28 protein-coding genes and 1 pseudogene are annotated in these 23,982 nt (G+C 37.0%); 12 read left to right on the top strand and 17 right to left on the bottom strand.

The genetic code is table 11. The features are described 5' to 3' along the window. Nucleotides 1-116: 116 nt before the first annotated feature. From QZ138_RS09740 to QZ138_RS09765, 6 genes are all read right to left on the bottom strand, one after another. Nucleotides 117-557: a hypothetical protein gene (locus QZ138_RS09740; protein ID WP_292888849.1), complete on the bottom strand. Its 441-nt coding sequence runs from the start codon at nt 555-557 to the stop codon at nt 117-119. A gap of 213 nt (nt 558-770) precedes the next feature. Continuing rightward, on the bottom strand, nt 771-1,040 hold the full coding sequence (locus QZ138_RS09745; RefSeq protein WP_292602962.1) for an elongation factor 1-beta: 270 nt from the start codon (nt 1,038-1,040) through the stop codon (nt 771-773). 21 nt (nt 1,041-1,061) lie between these two features. After that, complete coding sequence (locus tag QZ138_RS09750; protein WP_292602964.1) at nt 1,062-1,223, bottom strand: zinc finger domain-containing protein; 162 nt, start codon at nt 1,221-1,223, stop codon at nt 1,062-1,064. Further along, the gene (locus QZ138_RS09755; RefSeq protein WP_292888850.1) at nt 1,210-1,878 is read right to left on the bottom strand and encodes a delta 1-pyrroline-5-carboxylate synthetase; all 669 of its coding nucleotides are present in this window, start codon (nt 1,876-1,878) and stop codon (nt 1,210-1,212) included. Before QZ138_RS09755 ends, QZ138_RS09750 begins: the two co-directional genes overlap by 14 nt. Nucleotides 1,879-1,916: 38 nt before the next feature. Beyond that, a complete protein-coding gene (gene pth2 / locus QZ138_RS09760) occupies nt 1,917-2,255 on the bottom strand; it encodes an aminoacyl-tRNA hydrolase (RefSeq protein ID WP_292602968.1) in 339 nt (112 codons plus the stop codon). A 114-nt stretch (nt 2,256-2,369) separates the two neighbouring features. After that, nucleotides 2,370-2,915 carry a hypothetical protein gene (locus QZ138_RS09765; RefSeq protein WP_292888851.1) on the bottom strand — a complete coding sequence of 182 codons (546 nt, stop codon included), beginning with the start codon at nt 2,913-2,915 and terminating at the stop codon, nt 2,370-2,372. Nucleotides 2,916-3,101: 186 nt separating this feature from the next. Here QZ138_RS09765 and QZ138_RS09770 point away from each other — a divergent pair, with 186 nt between their 5' ends. Further along, on the top strand, nt 3,102-4,880 hold the full coding sequence (locus QZ138_RS09770) for a ribosome biogenesis/translation initiation ATPase RLI (protein ID WP_292888852.1): 1,779 nt from the start codon (nt 3,102-3,104) through the stop codon (nt 4,878-4,880). A 1,062-nt stretch (nt 4,881-5,942) separates the two neighbouring features. On the opposite strand, the gene QZ138_RS09775 is transcribed toward QZ138_RS09770, so the two are convergent. The 5 genes from QZ138_RS09775 to hmdC form a co-directional block, all read right to left on the bottom strand. Further along, the gene (locus tag QZ138_RS09775; protein WP_292888853.1) at nt 5,943-6,347 is read right to left on the bottom strand and encodes a hydrogenase iron-sulfur subunit; all 405 of its coding nucleotides are present in this window, start codon (nt 6,345-6,347) and stop codon (nt 5,943-5,945) included. A gap of 9 nt (nt 6,348-6,356) precedes the next feature. Beyond that, complete coding sequence (locus QZ138_RS09780; protein WP_292888854.1) at nt 6,357-7,496, bottom strand: Coenzyme F420 hydrogenase/dehydrogenase, beta subunit C-terminal domain; 1,140 nt, start codon at nt 7,494-7,496, stop codon at nt 6,357-6,359. A gap of 10 nt (nt 7,497-7,506) precedes the next feature. After that, entirely contained in the window at nt 7,507-8,520 is a 1,014-nt protein-coding gene (locus QZ138_RS09785; protein WP_292888855.1) for a molybdopterin-dependent oxidoreductase, read from the bottom strand. A gap of 16 nt (nt 8,521-8,536) precedes the next feature. Next, nucleotides 8,537-8,887 carry a pilus assembly protein gene (locus tag QZ138_RS09790; RefSeq protein WP_292888856.1) on the bottom strand — a complete coding sequence of 117 codons (351 nt, stop codon included), beginning with the start codon at nt 8,885-8,887 and terminating at the stop codon, nt 8,537-8,539. Nucleotides 8,888-9,345: 458 nt separating this feature from the next. Continuing rightward, on the bottom strand, nt 9,346-10,842 hold the full coding sequence (hmdC, locus tag QZ138_RS09795) for a 5,10-methenyltetrahydromethanopterin hydrogenase cofactor biosynthesis protein HmdC (RefSeq protein WP_292888857.1): 1,497 nt from the start codon (nt 10,840-10,842) through the stop codon (nt 9,346-9,348). Between the two features lie 442 nt (nt 10,843-11,284). Here hmdC and hmd point away from each other — a divergent pair. The 7 genes and pseudogenes from hmd to QZ138_RS09830 all read left to right on the top strand — a co-directional run bounded on the left by hmd (nt 11,285) and on the right by QZ138_RS09830 (nt 16,593). Continuing rightward, a pseudogene (hmd, locus tag QZ138_RS09800) lies at nt 11,285-12,281 on the top strand (5,10-methenyltetrahydromethanopterin hydrogenase). Between the two features lie 125 nt (nt 12,282-12,406). Beyond that, the gene (gene hmdB, locus QZ138_RS09805) at nt 12,407-13,405 is read left to right on the top strand and encodes a 5,10-methenyltetrahydromethanopterin hydrogenase cofactor biosynthesis protein HmdB (protein ID WP_292888858.1); all 999 of its coding nucleotides are present in this window, start codon (nt 12,407-12,409) and stop codon (nt 13,403-13,405) included. A 24-nt stretch (nt 13,406-13,429) separates the two neighbouring features. After that, nucleotides 13,430-13,912, top strand: coding sequence for a DUF3236 domain-containing protein (locus QZ138_RS09810; protein ID WP_292888859.1), 483 nt, complete (start codon nt 13,430-13,432; stop codon nt 13,910-13,912). Further along, nucleotides 13,909-14,694: an SAM-dependent methyltransferase HcgC family protein gene (locus tag QZ138_RS09815; RefSeq protein ID WP_292888860.1), complete on the top strand. Its 786-nt coding sequence runs from the start codon at nt 13,909-13,911 to the stop codon at nt 14,692-14,694. Before QZ138_RS09810 ends, QZ138_RS09815 begins: the two co-directional genes overlap by 4 nt. Then, on the top strand, nt 14,695-15,393 hold the full coding sequence (locus QZ138_RS09820; protein WP_292888861.1) for a Nif3-like dinuclear metal center hexameric protein: 699 nt from the start codon (nt 14,695-14,697) through the stop codon (nt 15,391-15,393). It abuts the gene before it with no gap. Continuing rightward, nucleotides 15,390-16,040 (top strand): hypothetical protein, encoded by a 651-nt coding sequence (locus tag QZ138_RS09825; RefSeq protein WP_292888862.1) that lies wholly within the window; start codon nt 15,390-15,392, stop codon nt 16,038-16,040. Before QZ138_RS09820 ends, QZ138_RS09825 begins: the two co-directional genes overlap by 4 nt. Next, nucleotides 16,033-16,593, top strand: a complete 561-nt coding sequence (locus QZ138_RS09830) for a FeGP cofactor biosynthesis protein HcgF family protein (RefSeq protein WP_292888863.1) — start codon at nt 16,033-16,035, stop codon at nt 16,591-16,593. Before QZ138_RS09825 ends, QZ138_RS09830 begins: the two co-directional genes overlap by 8 nt. On the opposite strand, the gene QZ138_RS09835 is transcribed toward QZ138_RS09830, so the two are convergent. The 4 genes from QZ138_RS09835 to radB are packed head-to-tail and all read right to left on the bottom strand — an operon-like array spanning nt 16,579 to nt 19,615. Then, nucleotides 16,579-16,956: a putative zinc-binding protein gene (locus tag QZ138_RS09835; protein ID WP_292603000.1), complete on the bottom strand. Its 378-nt coding sequence runs from the start codon at nt 16,954-16,956 to the stop codon at nt 16,579-16,581. The genes QZ138_RS09830 and QZ138_RS09835 overlap by 15 nt on opposite strands. Next, entirely contained in the window at nt 16,953-17,669 is a 717-nt protein-coding gene (locus QZ138_RS09840) for a ferredoxin (protein WP_292888864.1), read from the bottom strand. The genes QZ138_RS09835 and QZ138_RS09840 overlap by 4 nt, the downstream gene beginning before the upstream one ends. Nucleotides 17,670-17,675: 6 nt before the next feature. After that, nucleotides 17,676-18,851 (bottom strand): pyridoxal phosphate-dependent aminotransferase, encoded by a 1,176-nt coding sequence (locus QZ138_RS09845; protein ID WP_292888865.1) that lies wholly within the window; start codon nt 18,849-18,851, stop codon nt 17,676-17,678. A gap of 59 nt (nt 18,852-18,910) precedes the next feature. Next, on the bottom strand, nt 18,911-19,615 hold the full coding sequence (radB, locus tag QZ138_RS09850) for a DNA repair and recombination protein RadB (RefSeq protein WP_292888866.1): 705 nt from the start codon (nt 19,613-19,615) through the stop codon (nt 18,911-18,913). Between the two features lie 218 nt (nt 19,616-19,833). Between radB and QZ138_RS09855 the strand changes: the two genes are divergently transcribed. Further along, nucleotides 19,834-20,739 (top strand): hypothetical protein, encoded by a 906-nt coding sequence (locus tag QZ138_RS09855; RefSeq protein WP_292888867.1) that lies wholly within the window; start codon nt 19,834-19,836, stop codon nt 20,737-20,739. A 3-nt stretch (nt 20,740-20,742) separates the two neighbouring features. On the opposite strand, the gene QZ138_RS09860 is transcribed toward QZ138_RS09855, so the two are convergent. Beyond that, a complete protein-coding gene (locus tag QZ138_RS09860; RefSeq protein WP_292888868.1) occupies nt 20,743-21,324 on the bottom strand; it encodes an L-threonylcarbamoyladenylate synthase in 582 nt (193 codons plus the stop codon). A gap of 36 nt (nt 21,325-21,360) precedes the next feature. On the opposite strand from QZ138_RS09860, the gene pgsA reads away from it, so the two are divergent. The 3 genes from pgsA (at nt 21,361) to QZ138_RS09875 (ending at nt 23,670) form a co-directional block, all read left to right on the top strand. Beyond that, nucleotides 21,361-21,927: an archaetidylinositol phosphate synthase gene (gene pgsA, locus QZ138_RS09865; RefSeq protein WP_292888869.1), complete on the top strand. Its 567-nt coding sequence runs from the start codon at nt 21,361-21,363 to the stop codon at nt 21,925-21,927. Beyond that, the gene (locus QZ138_RS09870) at nt 21,924-22,166 is read left to right on the top strand and encodes a DUF357 domain-containing protein (protein WP_292603014.1); all 243 of its coding nucleotides are present in this window, start codon (nt 21,924-21,926) and stop codon (nt 22,164-22,166) included. Before pgsA ends, QZ138_RS09870 begins: the two co-directional genes overlap by 4 nt. A gap of 841 nt (nt 22,167-23,007) precedes the next feature. Next, a complete protein-coding gene (locus tag QZ138_RS09875; RefSeq protein ID WP_292888870.1) occupies nt 23,008-23,670 on the top strand; it encodes an MFS transporter in 663 nt (220 codons plus the stop codon). Nucleotides 23,671-23,805: 135 nt separating this feature from the next. Here QZ138_RS09875 and QZ138_RS11400 read toward each other — a convergent pair. Beyond that, on the bottom strand, nt 23,806-23,982 hold a 177-nt coding region (locus QZ138_RS11400), incomplete at its 5' end, for a zinc ribbon domain-containing protein (protein ID WP_369334567.1).

Consider the following 23,982-nt stretch of genomic DNA (forward strand, 5'->3'; position numbering starts at 1 on the left):
CCATCTTTCTATATTACATATTATAAACCTACATATAATATAGCATTTATCCGAGAGCATTTGAAAACTAATCTCACCACCCCATCCACATAAAAAAAAATATAGACACTAACCCACTAAAATGTGCAATTCATCCCCCGGCTTAAAGAAGCCGGAGAATTCTTGCACAATAAAGTTAAAATCAGAGTGGTGTTCTTATAATTCTCGATAGCTGACTGATTACAATTTTTAAAAGTTAAATTATTAATGGTAATCTTAGCGTTAGAGATTTTAAGCCCACCGGCTTTTCCGGCACCATCAATAATATGATTATTACCATTTATTGTATAGGCCTGGCCGGCACTTCCCACCAACTCGACCTGCTTTATAGTATCAGTTGTTTCGTTATATGTATAATCTGCTGTTAGACTTACATCGGCACCCTTATGCAAATCAGTGTCTAACTCAGCGTAAGACTTTACCGGCCCCTTAGATATAACCTCACCATCAGTTACACCCAAATCTGAGTCGGTCTGATTTGCATCTTCAGCAAAAGCAAATCCAACAGAGAAAATCATTATTATTAAAATAAATAAACTAAGTTTATAAATCTTCAAAATATCTTCTCCATTTAATTCGTACATTTAAAACTTTGTCATACAAAGTACATAATACATTAGAAAAATTTCAAAAAAAATAGTATATTCGAAAAAAAATATGAATAAAAAAAGAAATGAGATAAGCTATTAAAAAAATAACTTAAATGATAATGGAAAAATCAATGAATTTATTTACATTAATCTTCCGACACCAGTAATCTCGATACTGGCAACACCAGGAATAGCTGAAACCATTTCTTCAACAGGTTCAGATCCGCCTTCACCGTCATCAGTGATGAAGTTTAAGATGATTGCAACTAAACCGAATGCAATAGGTTCTTCTGCAATATCGTGGATTTTAGCTCCTTCAGGCATTGAATCCTGAATAGTTGCTTTGATAGCTTCTAAATCTTCTTCTGGACTGTCTGGCATAATTTTCATAGTAGTTAATACTTCACCCATTCTAATTCCTCCTTTTTACGTTTATGGTCCTTCAAAACCGCATTCACATTTGTAACCGTGACCGAAAGTACGGCATTTTTCACATCTTGCTATTTTTGCTCCACATTCTGGGCATTCGAATTCGACGAATGTACCAGTTAATGGAATTTCTTGTTTACATGAAATACATTCAACTTTTTTCATTGTAATCGAAGTTATAATCATTTATATTATCGTCTATTAAAGACAAAACCCTTTCCGGGTACTTCCCATTCACAACATAACAATCAGTCCCATACCTTAATAAAAGAGTCGGCAGCATTACATCAATCGATGACTCCTGAAAAGTTAGCATTGTTGTTGCATCGATTTTACTTATGAATGTTGAACCTGGCTCTTTCGGTTCATGGGTATATATACCATTTACATTTGTTACTATTAAAAGGTTTGCATTTAGGAGGTGGGCAACATATGCCGAAATCGAATCTGAAGTCACATCCCAGCTGCATTCGAAGAGATCCTCTTTTCTTAAAAATTCGGAAACGACAAAAATCGGAGTGAATCCTTCATCTGATATTTCACGAACCTCATCAATGGAATATGCCAATCTTGCGGAATCAACCCTGTCGTTTACAAGTTTTGCGATGATGTCCATGCAACCTATGGCCGTCCAGTGATTGGCCTCTTCACTGAAACCGATTTCATCATCATACCTGCGAATCAGATTGGCAAATTCTCCACCACCCAAAACTATAACCGAACAGGTATTTTTTAGGCGTTTTGCCAGATCAATTGCATATTCTGGAAACAGACTTCCCCCAATTTTTACAACCTGTTTTATGCACATAATTTCAACCATGTTTAATTAAAAGCAGCTTCGATTAAATGACACCTTGCCTACAAAAGTTTCAAATCACCAGTCACTTCGTCAAGGATTTCATCCTCATCGGGACCGAGCGCCAAAACCGTTACGCTTGATGTAGGTATCTGTGTCCTTCCGGCATCAACTACCAGATAATTTGCAATGCCCTTTTTATCGGCAATCTTTTTAAGTTCAGTCAGCTCCTCTAGAGTCTGGACTTTTAAAACCACCTTTGCATAGGCCTCATTTTCCCATTTTCTGATTTTATCAGCAGGAGATTTCTTATACGCCCCAATGGCACCATGGCAGCATTGGGCTGCAATCTTTCCCTTGCGCATCTTCAAATCGGTTCTGACGATCATGACCTGTTTCATCTTATCCCCATAAATCTCATTTTAAAAATCAAATTAAGTTTCCAACTGCAACAGCCTGGAACAACAAGAAAAAAATATAAAAAATAATAAATAAACTAGAAAAAATCTAGTTATTTAATCTAATTTGAAAAATACAACAACAATTGCTGCAATAACAATGAATACACCGACAATCAACATTATAACTAATGCATTATCACCAAGGGTAAATCCTGGATTTGCAGAAACATTTGTATTGTTTGCAGTATGATTTGTCACATTACGATGTGTATTGTTATTTGCTGTAGCATTTGCAGCATCGCCGGAGGAACCAGAATCCCCGGAATTGTCTGAATAACTGTATGTTGGCTGGTCAGTTGTATAAGAGTATGAACTTTGACCGCCGCTGGAACTTGAACCGGAATTCGAATTTGAACCGGAATCTGAACTTGAACCTGAATCGGAACTGGAGTCCGAACTGGAATCTGAACTGGTATCAGCACTAGTGTCTGCTGATGTATCTGAACTACTTGAACTATCTGATGATGAACTAGAGGTATCAGATGATGAACTTGAACCATCAGATGATTTAGCACTTCCGGATTCTGCAAAAGCAACTCCGCAAGCGGAAATTAGTATAACAAATATTAAAAACAAACCTAATATTTTATTGATTTTCATTTAATCACCAAAATAAACTTCTATAATTTACATTTAAACTTAATTACTTAAAACTTTTATTATCTTTGCGGCAAAAATGTCAGCAAGTCATATACTAATTTTGAAATGATTATCAACAAATCGTGCAACAATTTAATTATAGGGATTAACATAACTATTAATGATTATATTTTTAAGGAGATTATAATGAGTCGTATATCAATTTTAGACAAAGACAGATGTCAACCCAAAAAGTGCGATTATCTTTGCATACACTACTGTCCGGGCGTAAGAATGGATGAGGACACAATAGTGGTTGATGAAGATACAAAAAAACCGTTGATATCTGAAGAGTTATGTGAAGGGTGCGGAATATGTACCAACAGATGCCCCTTTGATGCAATTTCGATTATAAACCTGCCTGAAGCTGCAGGCGAACCGATCCACAGATTCGGACAAAACCAGTTTGAGCTTTTCGGACTTCCGAATCTTGAAGAGGGAACAGTTCTGGGACTTTTAGGTCCGAATGGAATCGGTAAGTCCACGATCATGAATATCCTATCAGGAAGCCTGATTCCAAACTTCGGAGACTTTGAAAGCAAGCCTGAAAACTGGGATGCAGTCATTGAATTTTATAAAGGGTCCTCCCTGCAGAAATACTTCCAGGACCTCTCAGAAGGCAACATCAAAACCATACTCAAGCCTCAAATGGTCGACAAGCTTCCGAAGGTTGTAAAGGGCAAGGTGAAAGATTTATTGAGCAATGTCAATGAACGTGACAAGCTTGAATACGTTACAGAAGAGCTGCAGCTGGAAAACGTTCTGGACCGTAAGATGGAAAATCTGAGTGGAGGAGAGCTTCAGAGGGTTGCAATAGCCGCAACCGTCCTAAGAGAAGGCGATTTCTACTACTTCGACGAACCGACTTCCTGGCTGGACGTGTCACAAAGGCTGAATGCAGTCAAGGTAATCCGTTCACTTGCAGAAGAGGGCAAAAGCGTTCTTGTCATTGAACACGACCTCGCCACTTTGGATGCGCTGTCCGACAATATCCATATCCTGTACGGACAGCCTGGAGGATATGGTGTAGTTTCAGGACGAAAAGGAGTTCGTTTAGGCATAAATGCATATATAAATGGATTCTTAGCTGAAGAGAATGTCAGAATCAGAAGAAATCCGATTGAATTTACAATAAGGCCACCGACACCGGAAGACGAAGGGGATGCGCTTTCAAGCTATTCCGACCTGTCAAAGGAGTATGACGGATTCAGCCTTACTGCCGATGCAGGTGAAATATTCTATGACGAAATCGTAACCGCATTCGGATCAAACGGTATCGGTAAGACAACATTCGCCAAGATACTTGCAGGCGTGGAAGAGCCTACAACCGGAGAGGTTGACGAAGAGGTTACAATAGCATACAAGCCACAATATATCGTTTCAAACTTCGAAGGAACCGTAAGCGACTTTCTATTCATGAACGCCCCAAGTTTTGGGTCAAAAATCTTTGAAAGCGAAATAATGAAACCTCTGACACTGGATGAAATGCTGGACAAGCCTGTCAAGGGCCTGAGTGGAGGGGAACTTCAAAGGCTGGCGATAGCCGCAACATTGGCAAAGGATGCCGAAATCTATCTTTTCGACGAACCGACAGCATTCCTGGATGTTGAGCAGAGGCTGATAGCTGCGAGAGTTATACGCAAAATGGTTGAAAGCCAAAATGCCGCCTCACTTATTGTTGACCACGACATCGTATTTATCGACTACATCTCCGACAGGGCAATGGTGTTTGACGGAACTCCGGGTCTCAACGGTCATGCTTCAAAGCCGACCGACTTAAGGAATGCAATGAACGAGTTTTTAGGAAACCTTAACATCACATTCAGAAGGGATAAGGAAACCAAAAGACCAAGGGTAAACAAGCTCGACAGTTACAAAGACCGTGAGCAAAAAGAAAAAGGAGAATATTACTACCTCTCCGATTAAATTTCGTATCCATCACCATTAATTAAAAAAAGGAGTTATTAAAGCAGAGGAGAGAAACTTTAATAACTTAAACAATTTAAATAATCACGTTATATAAACGAATCATTTAAAGATACAAATGACTTTACCAAGATAGTTAAAACATGTTTTTAACTATCTTTCTAAGATTACTGATCAACACAATAATCTTAGAAAGATAATTAAGATAGAGTGTAAATAGCCGTGACAGCTATTTACAGTAGTTATATGACCTAATTTATATTGAGGTATGGACATATAAAAATTATCAAAAATTGAGGCAAATTTGATAATCTATACTATACTAACTAGTAATAACCATATAAATGTTATTAAAGTATTACTCTTCAATTTAAGCTTTAAATTAAAAAATGACAATTAATTATTTATTAAATAAGTTCAATGACAAAATCAATTTGAATTATGTGAAAACAACATTCCTGGACCTCTGGTTTGAAAATGATAATAATATCAAAAATTATTAGAATTACTTTAAAATAAAAAATAATGAAAAGCAATCCCCAAATAATTGAAAAATTAAATTATAAACGAAATTTAACAAAACCAATTAAATTTTAATTCATATTAGACATAATTTCTTCAAAATGATGAAATAAAAATAGTAATACATTTTATAAAAATAATACTATTTTAAATAATATTTTATTAAAAAAAAGTAATAAATATTTTTATAAAGAATAGCTATTAAAGACGTGAGGAGAAGATTGCTTTAATAGCTATTGTAGACAGTGAAAGAAACCCATATGTAATTATACAAATCTCTTTTTAATTATTAATTATCCTACATTGATGGAGAAAAATAAGCAATATCGATTGGTTATGCCAACAACCAATATTGCTCGGCTAATGATGAATTATCAACATAAAGATAATTAATTGAAAAACAGTCAAAATATTCTCTATTTTAACCATTTTTCTAACATTAGTGAGAGTCCCACTAATCTTAGAAAGACAGCTAAATAATGAAAGTAAATAGCTAAAACAGCTATTTACAATCATAATCTGGCTTGACTATTTTTGACTCTATTCTAATTCTAATGGCCCTAATTTTAGGAGAGTTTTATGGAATTCTTCCATTGTTCTTTGGAATTTTTCGCCTTCAGAAGCAGAAATCCATTCATGACGGAATCTTTCCTTTTCGATTCCAAACTCCTCAAGGATATCCTCAACGATTTTTGATCTTCTTGACCATTTGTAGTTACCTGCATCATAATGGCAGTCTCCAATATGACATCCTCCTACAAACACGCCGTCGGCACCTTCCTGAAATGCCTTGAATATCATGGAAGGATTGATTCTTCCGGAGCACATTACACGAATGATTCTGATGTTTGGGGAATATTGCATACGAGCAGTCCCTGCAGTATCCGCACCACCATAACAACACCAGTTACATAATAAACCTACAATTTTTAAATCATCAGACATCAAATCACCTCATAACTCTGTTTTTTCTGGACTGTATAATGGAGGTTTGATGTCATCTGAAACTCCAGCTACATAACCAGTTCTATCATAGTATTTTTTCTGCAACTTATCGAAGATTAATGAAACAGGAATGTCCATTGGACATACGTCATCACATTGACCACAGTCCACACAGCTGAAACTCATGTGGGACAATCTTACACCCTGGAAAGCAATTGGAACCGGTGGAATATTAGCTTCATCCTTAAAGTAAGGCTTGTTCAATTCACAGTTTTCAAAGCACCAGCAGATTGGACAGACATCACGGCATGCATAACAGCTGATACAGCGGCTCCATTCAGTCATTTCACTGACTGTAGGATAAGTTGCGTCCTGATTCTTTTTGGCCATCTTGATCATGATGTTTTCAACTTTTGACCTTCCTTCAACAGCAGCATCAGAAGGAGACTTGGTTTCAAGAATTCCTGCTTTTTTAGCACCATCTATCAATTCCTGACCTTTTTCATCATTGATTTCAATGAATGTCCAACCGTCTTCTGCACCCCAGTTTCCACAGGCGATATTTGCCTTTCTTGGGATTTTCACATCACATCTTTGGCAGTTGTTACGACGACCATATCCTTCATTTTCAAGGTCATGGATTTTCACAGCCTCTTCTGAGCCGTCAGCAAGTTCAATGATGAATTGACCCTTGTCAATTTCCTCGCTTACAACATCATCAGGATTGGCTTCGTAGAACAAGTCTATCATTTTTCTACCGCTGACTGGTGATACGGTTCCACCACAGTTCAAACCAATCATGTAAATGTTATCACTGTTAATCTTATGTCTTGTTATAAGCTCTTCAACGGCCCTCATGTCACATGGCTTGACTGTAAATGCAACTTTTTTATCAATGAAATATTTTTGAACAAGATCCCCTATCATTGTTGGAGCACAATGATAAGACCCTGCAGTTTTTAATAAATCCTCTGAATCGGTTACAAAAACCGGGAACGCATCATAAACATCATCCTGAGGGCTTAATGCTAAAACGCCATCAACCAATCCTTCATCAAGCAAATATTTAAGAATACTTGTTACAGCTCCTCCACATTCACCTGCTTCAAGAATTTCATTATTTTGAGATTTTGCTAAAACATAACTCATATTATCCCCTCTATTTGTTTAACTCCTCAATAACTTCGACAATACCTAAATTGTCAGATTCAATGACTGAACTGAAATTTTGCTCATCGCCCATTGCATTTACGAAAGAACCGTCCTGTTCCAACCATGATTTGACAGGAACGACAATATCTGCAATTTCGGTGGTGTCATTTTCGCAACATGCAAAACTGACTATTTTGGATATTTTAGTGAAATCATAATCAAACTCGTCAACAACATCATCATTGAATATTAACAGCAATTTAGTGTTATCAAACAATTCAATCATTTCATCACATGATTTTGGATCAACGATATCTAAAGCACCTTTTGTATTAGGTTTGCTGAAAACAGGTAAAACTTTACAGTCCAATGATTCCAGTTTATCCAAATCGCCAGCCTCATCAACATAATTAAATACAACAACTGAAGAATCATCAATTTCACCAGCGAATTTATCCAAAAATTCCTGAACGGATGAAGTGGATGTTTCATCGGCAATGTTGAAAGTGACTGCATTTTCATTTTTGCTCAAGGCATAAATTTTTGCATCATTCTGCTTTGCATGAACAATCCTTCTTCCAATCAATGGATTTTCATACAGCAAATCCCCAATTGCAAATACCTTGCCTGCAGCTGCAAGCTCATCATATGAAGCGACATCATCAACATTTTTCAAATCATCTGAATAAAATCCTATGTTGAATCCATTGGATTCTGCGAAGTTTTTAATCGCTTCAACCTCTTCAATAGTATCATAACCTGAACAGATTACAGATACTTCTGATGAATCACAGGATTTAATTTCCTTTGAAGCGTCTGCAATTGCCTTTTCAGAATCGATATCTTCAAATTTGCTTTCACAGCATTCAATGGAATTTCTTCCATTCAAACAGTTTTTACCAGCATTGACTGGATGTCTCTTATAGGGAAATGTCCCAACAATTTCTTCACCATCTAAAATCACGTTTATACCACAACCAACACTACATGAAGGGCATAACGTGTGTTTAATTTCAAACATAATACTCACCAAATCTTTAAAAAGCAGCATTCATATTTACTGCAGAATTTTTATCCTCTTTCAATAGCTCATAATTTGATTGCCTGGTTAATGAAATCATATTCATTAACATAGTGCATGCGTGATGGAAAACAATTTGAGAACATTCCTGCTGGAGGAATTCTTCAAAAATGTCCAACATGACCAATCCTTCAACCTTGAAATTTAAATTTAGGCAATCGGCGGATTTTAAAACAATATTGTAGTTCACATTCCTTTGATCAGTATTGGTATACTCAACTGACCAGTCAATGTCCAAATTTAAATTCGCATTTTTTGGATTGTGATTTTCTCTAATCATTGCTATTTTTTCTACAGTAATTTCCACACTACTCTCTCCAATTATTATTAAAATAATCTCCAAATTATTCAAATTAACAAATTAATTAAAATAATCTATATAGTAATGAATAGTAATAACCATATAAATGTTATTAAAGTATTACTCTGCAAATTTAAAGTCTTAAAGTAAATTAAGGATAATAACTTATTTAATAAATTAACTGAAGACGATAAAAACTCAATTTTATTAAACAAGCATCTCAAGCAAGTTTTCAATGAAAATTAATAATTAAGAAAATCATTTAAATACTAATAATATTAAAAAAAGAGAATAAAACGTTTAGTTGAATCAAATTAAGAAAAATATAACATTTATTTTTTGAAAATAAGTAATTAAATTAAATTTAAGAAGAAAAATATAATAAAATGGATAAAGAAAAAATAGTAATACTTTTTATAAAAATAATACTACTTTAAAGCATAATTTTTTATAAAAAATTATTACTAAACTATTGTTAATGCATTTGGAACTTTTTTCAAAATACTTTCCTTGACCGGAATCATAGTTGATGAGGCAATTGAAAAGTCAGCACTATCGGCCGCAGCCTTATCATCCTTTTCAGCAATGATTGTGGCATTCAAAGCATCCTGAAGATTACTGACAGTGTTTTTCAATACCCAATCGTCAACATCAGATATTATGATTTCATCAACATACCTGTCCAATTCGTTTGCAATAACCCATGAGATAAACCGTCCCCCATGCAAGGAGACAACATTTCCGCGAGCCAATTCAACAATATCGCTTAGGGTATGTTTCAGTTCGATATTCTGATACATCCTTGAGTTGACCAAAGTTGCCCAGTGGGCATCTCCAACATGATATGATCCGATTTTCCTAGGATATACATAATCTGGGCCGGCAATCTTGACAGCTGTTGCCAATGACAACAGGTCATGCTTTTGGACAGGAAGGCCACGATTCGGAAATTCCTCATTGATGATTTGTATGATTCTTGGAAGTCCGAACTTTCCGCGCCTGGCTGTTCCCGGCTCATATCCGCACATATATCCATGATGATTTTTAGGAAATCCTGTAATGACCATGTTCAATCCTGTTCTCAAACCTGCACGAACCTCATGTTCATAGGCCCCGTTGGTGGCCACCACCTTTCCGGGAGACAAAATCCTTGCAGCTGCAATTGTTTTTGCAAAGCTTTCAGTGGTGTTTTCACATCTGTTGAAAGGACCTCCCTCAACAACAATGACGTCCGCACCGATTTCAATGGATTTCTCAAAACCGGTTATGACTTCGTCATATCCGTCACCAACAAACATGATGGATTCAAGGCCTCTGCCATATTTTTTAGCCAATTGTGCAATGTCTTCGGCTTCTCTTAATGGAGCCGCATGACCGTCACCAGTCTGTTCGCAAGTGACATTTACCGCAACGGATGATGACAGTTTAACCCATTCCTCCTTATCATCCTTCTGTTCCAGCTCCTTATCAATCAGGCGCTCATGAATCCTGCCTCTGGGACATTCCGTGAATGCAGGACCATTATTATAGCATTCACCTCCACATCCACTAATGTTTTTTGGAAGTCTCATCGCACCGTTTTCACCGAAATGATCCAAATCAAGGGGAACATCAACAATCTCATGAACCTTCTGCATAACTTCAAGTCCGGTCATTCCGAATTTTTCGCCGATGTCTGAAAACGCATAAGCACAAATGTGAATTGGAGCGCCAATCATATCAGACAAGCGACAGTTACCCAACAAATCCATTATCTCCAAATCAGAGGCGCATGTTCCGGCAACCACTTCTGTCAAGTCACATCCTAAAGGAAACCTTTTAAATTGCATTCCCAATTTCATTGTCTCTTCAAGGGAAAGTTCTGAAATCGCATCAACGACGGAGGTCACATCCTTGTCCATTTTTGATATTTGAATTGCGGCATCATCATCATAAACCGCCTTTTTTATTAAGTCATACATGAAATTTTACTCCAAAATTACTTTATCTAATATTATTTTCAGTGAAATCATCAATAAATAAGTTTCGATTTAGGTAAACCTAAAACAGATTTATATCAATTATAATGTAAAACAAAAAGTATTACTAAATTTAAATAAAATAAAAAAATAGTAATACTAGTATTACTAATAACTAAAAAAGGATAAAAAAAATAATACTAAAAAAAGAGTAATAACAAGTTTTAAATAGTACGATAATTTAAATAATATTTATTACTGCATGGAATAAAACTACCATAATTTTTATTACTCTTTGAGTTCTACTCATGGAGTCTCCATGCAGTAAAACTTTTTAAATAGTTTCAACTATTATAAAAGTTCATTAAAATAAGGAGACAAAAGAATGGTACTTTCTAAATTAAAAGAAAAATTTGGAAACCATGAAAACAAAGGAGGCAAAAAAATGAAAGTAGCAATTTTAGGTGCAGGATGTTACAGAACACACGCTGCAAGTGGAATTACCAACTTCTCAAGAGCTTGTGAAGTTGCAGAAGCTTTCCATGACCCACTCAACCATTGAAATGGGTGCAGAATTATTAGAATTAGCTGGTGTAGATGAAGTAGTCGTATCCGACCCAATTTTTGACGGAGATTTTGTAGTAGTAGATGACTTTGATTACGCAGAAGTAATTGCAGCACACAAAGCAGGAAACCCAGAAGATGTAATGCCTGCTATCAGAGCAAAAGTAAACGAATTAGCTGAAACCGTACCAAAACCAGCTAAAGGTGCTATTCACTTTACTCACCCTGAAGACTTAGGTATGAAATGTATTAACGATGATTCCGAAGCAGTAGCAGACGCTGACTGGGTAATGACCTGGTTACCAGAAGGTGGTATGCAACCTGACATCATCAAAAACTTCGCTGATGATATTAAAGACGGTGCAATCGTAACCCACGCATGTACTATCCCAACACCTGGATTAAACAAAATCTTCGAAGATTTAGGTAAAAACGTGAACGTAGCTTCCTACCACCCAGGTGCTGTACCTGAAATGAAAGGACAAGTTTACATTGCTGAAGGATTCGCTGACCAAGCTGCAATTGACACTTTAGTAGACTTAGGTCAAAAAGCAAGAGGATCCGCTTTCACATTACCAGCAAACATGGTTGGTCCAGTATGTGACATGTGTTCAGCAGTTACCGCTATTACCTACGCAGGTCTTTTAGCATACAGAGACACAGTTACTCAAATCTTAGGTGCACCAGCTGGATTTGCACAAATGATGGCTAACGAAGCTTTAACCAATGTAACTGCATTAATGCAAAACGAAGGTATCGACAAAATGGACGATGCACTAAACCCTGCTGCATTATTAGGTACCGCTGACTCCATGAACTTCGGTTCATTAGCAGACATCGTACCTACCATACTCGATTACTTAGGCAAAGACGAATAAACACAATATAAGTTGATTGTTGGTTAACCCCAACAATTTTAACTTATTTTTTAATCGTTAAGAAATTAGCTATTAAAAAATAAGTTGAAGCAATTTCAATAAAAATATGAGAGATAGATGGTTATATGATTGATGAAATTTTAGAAAAAGCAAGACAAGGAAAAGAATTAAGCGACGAGGAATTTTTAGAATTGTTAGATATCGAGGACGATGACGATTTGGAGAAATTGTTCAAGATAGCATGCGACATAAGAGACAGTCAATCAAAAGTAATCAAGCTAACTTCTACTGTACACCTTACAAACAAATGCCAGATCCAACCTAGATGTGAATATTGCGGATTTGCAGAGGAAACTTCCGAAAAAGGATATTTCAATGCATTTTACAAATCAAATGATGAAATATTAATGGCTGTTAAATCTATCGAAGAGGCACATATTCCCCGCGTAAGCTGTTCCGGAGGATATGGCTATAAAGGAAAGCAGGCAGTTAATGCATGCAAAATCGTAAAGGAAAATTCAAACCTGGAAATTCTTGTCAATGTCGGAGGAGACCTGACTGAAAAATCAGTTCAGGATTTGGCAGATTTGGGTGCAGACACAATATGCTGCAATCTAGAAACAATAAACGAGGACGTGTTCTATCAAAGAAAACCTGGAGACTCCTTAGACCAAAGGATACTAACCTGCAAAAGGGTGAGCGATGCAGGCGTAGGATTATCATCAGGCCTGCTATTGGGACTTGGGGAAAGCAAGGAAGACAGAATAAAGCACTTGCGTTACCTGTCCAACTTCAAGACATTGGAAGAGATTCCAATAATGGGATTCAACCCATATGAAGGAACACCTATGGCAGACTGGCCACCATTCCCATTGAAAGAGCAGCTGAAGATGGTTGCAGTCACAAGAATAATGTATCCTTCCATTACAATAACAATGCCGACTCCAACCGTCGGACCTGAAAATGTGGAATTTTCACTTAAGGCCGGAGCGAACAACCTGGCAACCGTCATAGCCGACAATTACCCTCATGAAGTCAAGGGTGTGGGTTCCCCAAATTATGGAAATTATTCCGAAGTTGTCAATGTTATTGAAAAATTGGATTTGGTACCTCAAACTATTTAATCACTTTTTTTAGGAGGTGACAAAATGGCATTTGAAAGAATGATTAAAAATGCATTTGAAGAGTCCAGAAACAACTGCAGATTCGGAGACACACTTGAAGAAATCAGAGAAATTCAAGATTATATCCGAAATGCTAAAAAAATTTACATACCAAACAAGAACGGCATAAAAGTGGAAGTCCTGAATCAAGTCTTAAGCGAATATGGCTTACCTTCTGCAGAAATACTCCATATCAATACCAATACTGCAGACACCAGCAGAATTCCCGCTCTTGCAAAAGCCTATATGGCACTTGACCAAAGCGATGCTGACTTGATAATAGCAAGAGGCCGTTTGGGAATTCCAGGATCAGGTTCACTACTTATTTTCATTGACAATAAGGGAAGAATATTGACTGCAGGAACTTCACCTTCACATATAATTCATAAAAAATCTATTGAAGAAGCGGTTTACAGCGAAGCATGTGAAGCACTTGAAAAAATTGGTTTCAAGAAGGTTAAACAATGAATGTCGATACAGGAATTACTTCAGAAGTACTGACAATTAAATCCGAAACAAAACTGATTGATATTTTCAACAGGATTATAGATAAAAAATCCGAAGCTGTTTTTGACTACATTGAAAGCTTGAATTTTGATGAAAACAAAAAAATAATTGTCATTGGAACTTATTTCACTGGAGTTGGAATCGTCAAAAGATTGAGTGAAAAATACAAAAACATATTACTGATTGACATTTATCCACATCTTGAAGAGCTGCTTCATACTGATTTGGGCGGCAAGCCTATAACTAATGCTGATTTTTCATCCGATTTGGATCTGATTTATTCAGGGGATGTCGTAATAGACACAACAGGATTTGGAGGAATCAATATCAAGCAGTCATCAAAATTTGATGTTGAGACATTCATAATAGAAGATCCTGTAGCTGAAGACAATGACAAGCTTTTAGCCGAAAAAAATAACATCCATGAAAGATTAGATGTAGTCAAAGCTAAAAATAAGGCAATCATAAAAACCAAAGGCATCGATACAAAAACCTCCGGAACGATGACATTGACAATTGGCGTTTTAACCAATCTGATTAACAAGTTTCTTGAAAAGGAAGGCGTTCTTTATTGTGCCTGTGAAATGGGATTCTATGAAGAGGTCATTTTCAAGCAAATGGACATTGACAAATTCATTGAACTGGCTAATGTGAATGCTTTTAAAATATCAACAATCAATCCCTTTGATTTGGATGAACTGATTGCAGAAGAGATAAACAAGATTACCACAAAAATGATTTAAATGAAACTTAAAGATATAATTGAATTTCTGGATGAAAAAATTCCCCCTTCATTGGCTCTTGACCATGATGATGTAGGATTTAAATGGGATTATGATTTAACAGAAGAGATTAATTCAATAAAGATTTATATGGACTTATTGCCCGAAGATGATTTGAATTACGAAAATACATTGATAATAACCCATCATCCCCCATTATTTGTACCTAGAACACCAACATATACAATACATTCGAATTGGGACATAATTGATGGCGGAGCAAATGATGCACTGGCAAAAGCATTGAAACTGGAAGTTTCAGGTTATTTTGATGATGAAACCGGTATTGGAAGAATCTGCAAAACTGACCTGAAATTCATTGAATTGAAAAGACAGATTTTAGATAATTTCAGCAATGCCAGAATTGTGAATAGCTTAGATGATGATAATGCAATTAAAAATATAGGAATAATTTCAGGTTTTGGACTTAAAAATCCAGAATATATTTTATTGGCTAAAAATAAGAATGTTGACATATTGATATCCGGAGACCTGACACAGGAAACAGCCATTCTGGCAATTAATTTGGGAATTACACTGATTGACCTGAATCACCATGAAAGCGAAATACCAGGACTGTATGCTCTTGGAGATGTTTTAAAAGAACTCAAGATAAACGTAGGAATTGTTGACAAAAAACCGATACAGGTGATAAAATGACAGATGAAATTAAAAAAATGGAAGACAGACAGGTCCCTAAAGGCAGGATCGATTTAATAGGCTGTGGAAGATTAGGGCTGAGAATTGCAATAAACCTGATGCAGGTTCACAGAGGAGGCCCAAAAACAATAGCTGCATTTGATGGCCAAAAGGTTGATGGAGGCGATGTGATTTTCACACTTCTTGGAGCAGAGGCCGGGCAAAACAAACCGGATTTCATAAAACAGCTCTGTACCCACAAGGAAGAATTCAGAAATATCATAAGCTATCCTGAATATATTGATGCTGATAATCTTGATTTGGTTGAAGGGGATGTCGTGATTATTGTCATCGCCGGAGGAAACACAATCCCAACAGCCGCCAAAATAATAAAGCATGCTCACAAAAAAGGTGCAAAGACAATTGGAACTGCAGGAATATTCGGCTTTGGCGATGAAAATATTGAAATCAAGGACATTTCCGAGTATGACGAATCAAATCCTGCCGTTGAAGAGTTGAGAAAGCAGGGAATAACAGAAAACCATCTGATTTTAACCACAAACAAACTGATCAGGGACAATGAACCTGTAACTCCATATACTTTGGATGAAGTGGCAAAAGTCATTACAATAAATGCATTGAAACTGTTGAGAGATCAAAATGATTAAGATAGCAACTGCAGAATGTTTCACCCAGGGAAAAATCGGAAGGGAACTTCATGCGATAGCTCAATGCTATGAAGGCAATTTCGGAAGGGAATATGTAAAAAATCTTGAAGAATATGGTGATTTCGATTATAATGAGCTTAGCGTAACCTGCAGCTTATTCATTCCAACGATTGAAGCCGTTGTGAAGATTTTGAATGTCAAAAATCCTCCAAAACCCAACAAGCTGATTAAAGGAATTAAAGTTTATGATGAAAAAGGAGACATTGAAGTCAGCAAAATCATGGCCCGTGCCGTTAAAGATTTGAGTGACTGCAACATTGCAATAGGAACTACAGCCGGCATCGGCCGTGGAGGAATTTGCATAATCACTGATGAATATGAAGTTTCAACTACAACCGGCATTTACGCTGACTTATGTGAAAACAACAGTGAAGACCTATTTCAAAGGTCACAGAACGGAATCAGAAAAACATTGGAAATCATTCTGCTGCTTTTAAACAACAAATTTGATGAAATTGAAAAGCTAGAAAATACTGAATTAAATGTTCTCTAATTCTTTCAGGATATATCTCTTCAATATTTCAACTGCCTTTTCACCGTCTTCATCAAGACGAACAGCATCCAACGGATTTAAATCATAAGCCTTGACGACTGCATCTGCAGCGATGTTTTTAACTGATTTTATATCCTTCTCATTCAGAATTACTGAAGCGCAATCATCTCCGCAACCTGTAATTGTAACAATCTCCGCATCATCCAGAATCGGTGCGCAATTGTTCGGCTGGGCAGAATACTCTGTAATGCAAGCCGCAACAATGTTTTCATTTTCCAATGCCAGCTCAACGCTGGCAGCCCTTACGACAAGACCTAATGGGGACAGTCCACTGCAAGATACCAATGCTATTTTATCACTCATTTTTTCATCCTCTCATATCTTTTTTTGACTTTTTCATATCCTCTTTTGTAAAAGGGACAGAAATTAATACAGACACTGCACCCCTCACGATGTGCTGTGCACTGTTTTCTTAAAAATTTACCATCTTCATCAAATACCTTTTCAGGGCATCTGTCAATGCATACTCCGCATGTTGAGCAGTAATCGCGAACCCATTCCATCTCATTTTCAGTTTTGAACGGCAGGTTTTCAATTGAAGTTTCAATCATGAAGAACCCCAGGTTCAATCCTTCCTTAAAGAGGCACATGTTGCTTCTTGTGATTACCGCATCATTTGACTGAAGCGCAATTGCCCTAAGGCTTACCCGGTCATCCAGGGGATTGATCAGGTCTGCCCTGAAGCCGTTTTCCCTCAATATATCTGCAAGGGCAAAAGTCTTTGCGCCGACTTCCTGGAATTCCTCATCCATCAGTTTGCACTTTTCCTTTGAGGGGTCCATTTTCAAGATTTCTTCAGACATTGCGTATTTTAGAATTATGATATTATCCCAGTCAATATCCCATTCCTTTTTAAATTCATCACTCAATTTGGAATAGCTTAAACCGGCAAATCTTGAGGCAATGGCAATGTCTCTGAATTCATTTAAAAAATCGTCATCAATTGTGGTTTTGGGATGGTGAGGGTTTTCAATTTCATAAAAGTTTGGAATAGGTTGATGATATCTGAATCTCATGCGAACCTATTTTGTCCTTAAGGCCTCAACGGCCTTAGGGAATTCTTCACAGAATACTTTAACTTCCTCAGTCGGAATTGAAAAACTGATACGCAGATATCTGTCTCCGAACTCTTCGGAAGTGTATTCCCCTTCTCTTGTAAAGAGTTTCTTCTCAATCAGGTAATTTGACATCGCTTTAGGATTTATTCCAGCACCTGACAGGTCAATCACCATCATGTTTGCATCAGACGGATAGACAGGCAGGAACACCCCTTCAATCGGTTCAATCATTTCATTAATTAGTCTTTGGTTTTCAAAGCAGGTTTCCCTCATTTGGTCAAACCATTGAGGTTTTGATTTGAGTCCTGCAATCGCACCGTACTGTGAAATGATGTTTACTCCCAAATCGTTGACAACCGCATTCTTGATGGCATCTATTATAGGTTTTGAGGACACGACTCCCCCAACCCTTAAACCGGCCATTCCAAATATCTTTGAAAAGCTGTAGATTGTCAAGGTTTGGCCCGGAGCAAAGTTTTCCACCAAAAAGTGCTCTCTTGCGAAATCCTTGTAAGTTATGTCATGCAATAAGTATAAGTCATTTTCCTTTGCAATTTCTGCAAATTCCTTGAGTTCATCTTCGGTATATGATGAACCTAACGGATTTAAAGGATCAATCAATATTACCATACGGGTGTTCTCATCCATGTTCTCCCTTAAAAGCTTTGGAGTTAACTTGTAGTTGTTTTCAGGATAATAAATCGGAACATACCTTACTTCACCTGCAAATCTGTTTGCAAAGTCGCCTATGATGAAATAGCCCGGATCGGATAAAATCACATTGTCTTCAGGTTCAAGAAGTGCCTGCATAACAAGATACAGGGACTCTGTTGCGCCGGAGGTCAGCAATACCTCCAAATCCTTTAATCCCAAATCGTCTAAAATCAATTGTTTAAGTTCACTGAATCCTTCAGGGGCAGGATATCTGCAGAATGTCTTTTCCTTGATGGCCTCAATCATAGCATCGGCTATTGTATCGTCATGTAAATGGTTGGTGTTCTGGCCCATCCAAATCATGTCCTTGTCCATATACATATCTTCAAAAAAGTCGTTAGCACATTCATATCCTTCTGGAGGTACTCTTTCGGTTTTTTGAAATTTCTTTTTTGGGTTTTTAATATCGAAATCCTTTTCCCTCATAGTTATCACTCAAACAATTCCAAAGTAAATTTATATTTTTAATTGTTAATAAAATTAACCTACTCAATACCATTTGAGGTGATTGAAAAAGTAACCTGCCTTCCTTCCGGAAGACTTCTGTGGCGCATCAAGGTGGCAATCCTCTGGTCAATCTCGCTTCCGCGCTCCAATCTGATTATGACCTTGCTGATGTAGGCGATAATATCTCCGCCGACCGCCTTGACCTCACTGTTTCCCTCATCATCAAATGAATTGTAAATCTGGTTTGTAATGATTACCGCAATGTCATGCCTGCGGGCAAGATTGGACAGAAGCTGAATCTGCTTTCTCAGCTCCTTGCTCAGCTTATATGACTTCATGTCATCCACCCTGTAAAGTGCAACGGCCGAATCAAGAACAATCAGGTCAACCTCCTCATGGTGCTTTCGAAGCCACACGTCGATTGACCTTAGGTTTTCGGTCTGCTGCAGAAAATCAGTCGGTTCGAAAACCATTATGTTATTGGCCACGTTTGAGAAGTGAGGTCCTGAAATCTGCTTGATTCTGTCAATTGATATTCCTCCTTCAGTATCAATATAGATTACCTTTCTGCCAGCTTTTGCAACATTGACTGCCAGCATCAATGCGACATTGCTTTTTCCGGAACTTGGAGAGCCGAATATCTGGGTTATGCAGCCCTTTTCAAAACCTCCGTCGAGCAGATCATCAAGTGATGAGTTTGACGGAATCTTATGATTGTCTTCAAAATTAGCCAATACCTTCATGATACAATATTGATTTTTATATGTTATAAAAATTTTTAATTCATGATAAAATACTGATTTTTAGAGCTAAAACAATAAAAGAAGTGCAAAAATTAGATGTTATCATATTATTTCGAATTTTAACCGTCATTTAATCCATAGTGACCAAAAGGTTACCTTACATTTATATATAACCTCAAACAATGCTAATAGTACAAAATCACAAGAGGTGAATAATATTGAAAAAACCCCTGATTACAATCCTAATGATAATATTTGCGGTCACAACCTGCATGAACTTCGTATCTGCAGAAAACGAGACAAATATCCTAAGAAGCAGCGAATCCGAAGAAGAAGTCCTTGCAAGCGAGGACGGCCACGTCAACATTACCTTTGACAATGGATATAATGGATACTGCATCAACTATGGAGAGCATGAAGCAAAGACCGGCCAGAAATATAGTGTAAAGGACACAACATATGCCACAAACAAGAATTCAGGTGAAAGCGTCGGCAACTACCTGAAAACCTATTTTGTGGACTATTATGATGATGCCATGAGAAATGACATTGTCACACAGCATACCATATGGCACTTCACCGATGATTTCAACGGATGGAGGATAGATCCTCTTCTAATCGAAAACATCAAGTCAACAGCATCAACAAAGACAATCCCCGACAGTGGGGCCGTAAGGCAAATCAACAATACAACCGAGGCAGTGTTTGACTTCCAGGTACTGAGTTCAGACAAATCCGGCCACCAAAACTTCTTTGCATATAAGATAACCTACAGAGACATTGTAAAGGAAATTATCGCCAATGCAAGCGGTTCAAATGACACATCCTCAGAATACGAAAAAAACATTACCAACACCACCGAAAACAACAGAACCCTTGAAAAAGCTGAAAAGATTGATGATGCCAGTGAAAACACTACATTAAATGAAAAGCAAAAAGATGCGGCCCTACCTACACAAAGCAACGGCAAAACAGCACAGGACAATACCTCAAAAGTTTCAAAAGAGAATGTTTCCAAATCAGTAAGCCTGTCAAAACATGTGACCGGAAAAAGAACCATTGGAATAATAATGCTATTGATTCTGCTTGGAATAGTGGCAATTAAATACATCAGAAGAGATTAACCCCTAATCTCTTATTATTTTTGGTTTCAAACCTGTCAAATCAATGATTGATGATGCCTTTTCAGATTTAAGCTCACCCACATCAATCACCAAATCGACTTCACAGTCAAGCTGCTCCAGGATTTCGCTTGGCCTTGACAGCATTTCATCATCCGATATGTTTGCGCTTGTTGTGGTTATCGGAAAAATGCCTGCCAGCCCACAGGCGATTTCATTGTCCGGAACCCTGACACCCACATTGCTCAATCCGCCAGTGACGGATCTTGGAACGATTTTCCTTTTTTTTAAAATGAATGTGTACGGCCCCGGAAGGTACTCGCCAATAGTTTTCTTTTGGGACAATGATGCCTTTGCAACCAGATCTATTGCGCCAACATCACTGACAAGTATTGAAAGGGGCTTGAGATAGCTTCTATGCTTGATGTCAAAGACTCGCCTAACTGCCTTATTGTCAAATATGTTGGCACCCAGCCCATAAACCGTATCTGTAGGGTACAGCACCACTCCCCCATCGGCCAGGACGCTTATTGCCTGAGATATGACTTTCCCATCAACTTCATCAATGCTTGTTTTCAATACTTTCATTCATCTTTATATTGTATAAAATCTTTATATATAATTATGCTTCAAAGTTTAAGACCATTATTGACAAAAATATTGAACCCGCTAGCCCGAAATCTGAACATAAATCCGAATATTGTAACAGTTATCTCTCCATTCGTTGCAGTTCTTGCAGCCTATGGATTTGCAAACCACAATCTCATTTTAGGATTTGTTGCAATACTGCTTTCAGGATTTCTTGATGTTGTCGACGGTGCCGTTGCAAGATACCATGGCAGGGCGTCCCCATTCGGCGCATTCCTTGATTCAACAATGGACAGGTTTGCAGATGCAATAATCTACATTGGAATCATATTCGGAGGATACTGCGACTGGTTTGTTGGCGTTCTGGCAATACACTCAGCGATAACCGTCAGCTATGTTCGTTCAAGGGCGGAATCACAGGGTGCCGAGTGCAACATAGGAATTGCAGAAAGGGCCGTTCGTATGATAATCCTGATGATCGGGGCAATAATCGGATACTTTGCAGGCGACATCTACTTTACATACATTATCTACATCCTAGTGATATTGTCCTACTTTACTGTAGCACAAAGAATCGTTTACGTTTGGAGGCAACTTAAATGAGTGAACTGGAAAGCCCGGAAAAGATAGCAAAGGATATTGCAAAACTTGAAAGGAACCTGAATCAGGTAGCCCACATCGAGTTTGTCGGAAAGGAAAAGGAAGTCTATGACAGGGCAATTGATTACTGGAACGATTCCAAATATTATCTTGAAAAAGAGGACATGAGAACTGCATTCGGGTGCATCGAATACAGTCATGGTTTACTTGATGCCTTAAGGATGATTCATGGAATCATCTAACTATTTTTTTTTTGAATTGTGCAATTTCTGCACAGGTTGAACTGTTGAGTGGGAAAATTAATGAAAAATATTCTATTGGAAACAAGGAATTAACCTAACACTCTAAAAAAACCTATAAAAAAACCGCAAATAAAAAACTTAAAATTACACTAAAAGACAGCACCGGAAAATCCCTAGGAAAAGTAAAAATCCACCTCAAACCCAAAAAACTTAAAGGCAAACTAGGTAAAAAACTCAAAAAAGGATACTACATCACCGTCAAATTCAACAAAAAAGGTATCGGATACATCACCTTGAAAAATAGTAAAGTAAACGGATTTAAAAAAGGAACATACAAATTTACCGTAACATACAAAGGAAATAACATATACAAACCATCAAAAAGCAAAATAAAAATGAAAATAAAATAGGATCAAATGGAGAAAAAAATCAGCATTTTACCTGATTTTTACTCCAGATCCAACCTATTATTTTTTAAGGGTTTTGTCAATAATTTAGTTTTTTAATATTTTTTCTTAGTTTTCTTATTTTAATTGTTATTTGACTTTATTTTTTGTTTTTGGGTGATGTGGAGCTTTTATTTTTTTTTGATTTTTTGATGGTTTAAAATCGTAATTTTTATTGTTTTGAGTTTCAAAAATTAAATTTGAACTTCCATTTTTGGATTTGAGTGGTTTTCGGTTCAAAATGGTGGTTTATGATACGGGTACATTCTATCTTGGATTTCGTTATTTACTGCAGTTTCTGTAGTGCCGATTAATTTTAAAACTCCTTAAAAAATAATAGGTTATATTAATATTCATTACAAAAATATGTTTATTAACAAATTTTAGTGAAAAAAATGAATTTAAAATTAAACAGCCTGATGCAGCTATTGATTCTGTTTACCCTGGCGGCTGGCCTTGTAACAATAGCCCAGTCAATTATTACAACAGGTGTCGTTTATCTGATGAGCGACTTTTCAGTCACATCAACACAGGCACAGTGGTCCTATTCAGTATTCCTGCTTGTTGTAGGAGTCATGATTCCATTAAGCGCTTATATATCACGCAGATTCCGTGCAAGATCAATATTCTTCTTTTCACTAATCATATTTCTCATAGGATCAGTAATATGCTATTTTTCAACTTCACTAATCATACTAATCATTGGCAGAATCCTTCAGGGCATTGGAAATAGTATCATAATGCCTTATGTCCAGATCTTGCTTCTGAGAACCATACCCGAAGAGAAATGGCAGACCTATATGGGATTATATGGTTTGGTTATTGCAATAGCTCCCGTTTTAGGTTCTTTCATAGGAGGATTTGTAATAACCTTCTACGGCTGGAGAGCACTTTTCTCATTTTTCACAGTTGCCTCAATAATCCTTTTGCTTTTAGGAATAATATTTGTAAAGGACAATACTCCTACTGAAGATTATCCTTTGGACTACCTATCTGTTGTATTGTCAATAATAGGATGTGCAGGAGTGATGCTTGGATTTACAAACGTTGCATACTAGGGATTTACACATTACCTTGTAATTTTGCCGATAATCATCGGAATTATATCCCTAATATTATTTTTGAACCTCTCCGACCTGTAGAGGTCGGAGATTCTTAGGTAATCCATTCTATATGAATGGAAATATTTTAAGCTATCCCCCAGGTCCCCTAGGTTCTGTTTTTAGTGTTTTTAACCCTTCGTTTAAGATGTTGATTGCTGCGTTGTGGTATCTTTCATGATGTGTGCCGCATTTTGGGCAATTCCATTGTCTGTCTTTTAGGGTTATGTTGTTGTTTTTGTGGCCGCATTTGTGGCATGTTTTTGTGGA

This window comes from Methanobrevibacter sp. UBA212, assembly GCF_905233225.1.
In the GTDB taxonomy this organism is placed as follows: domain Archaea; phylum Methanobacteriota; class Methanobacteria; order Methanobacteriales; family Methanobacteriaceae; genus Methanocatella.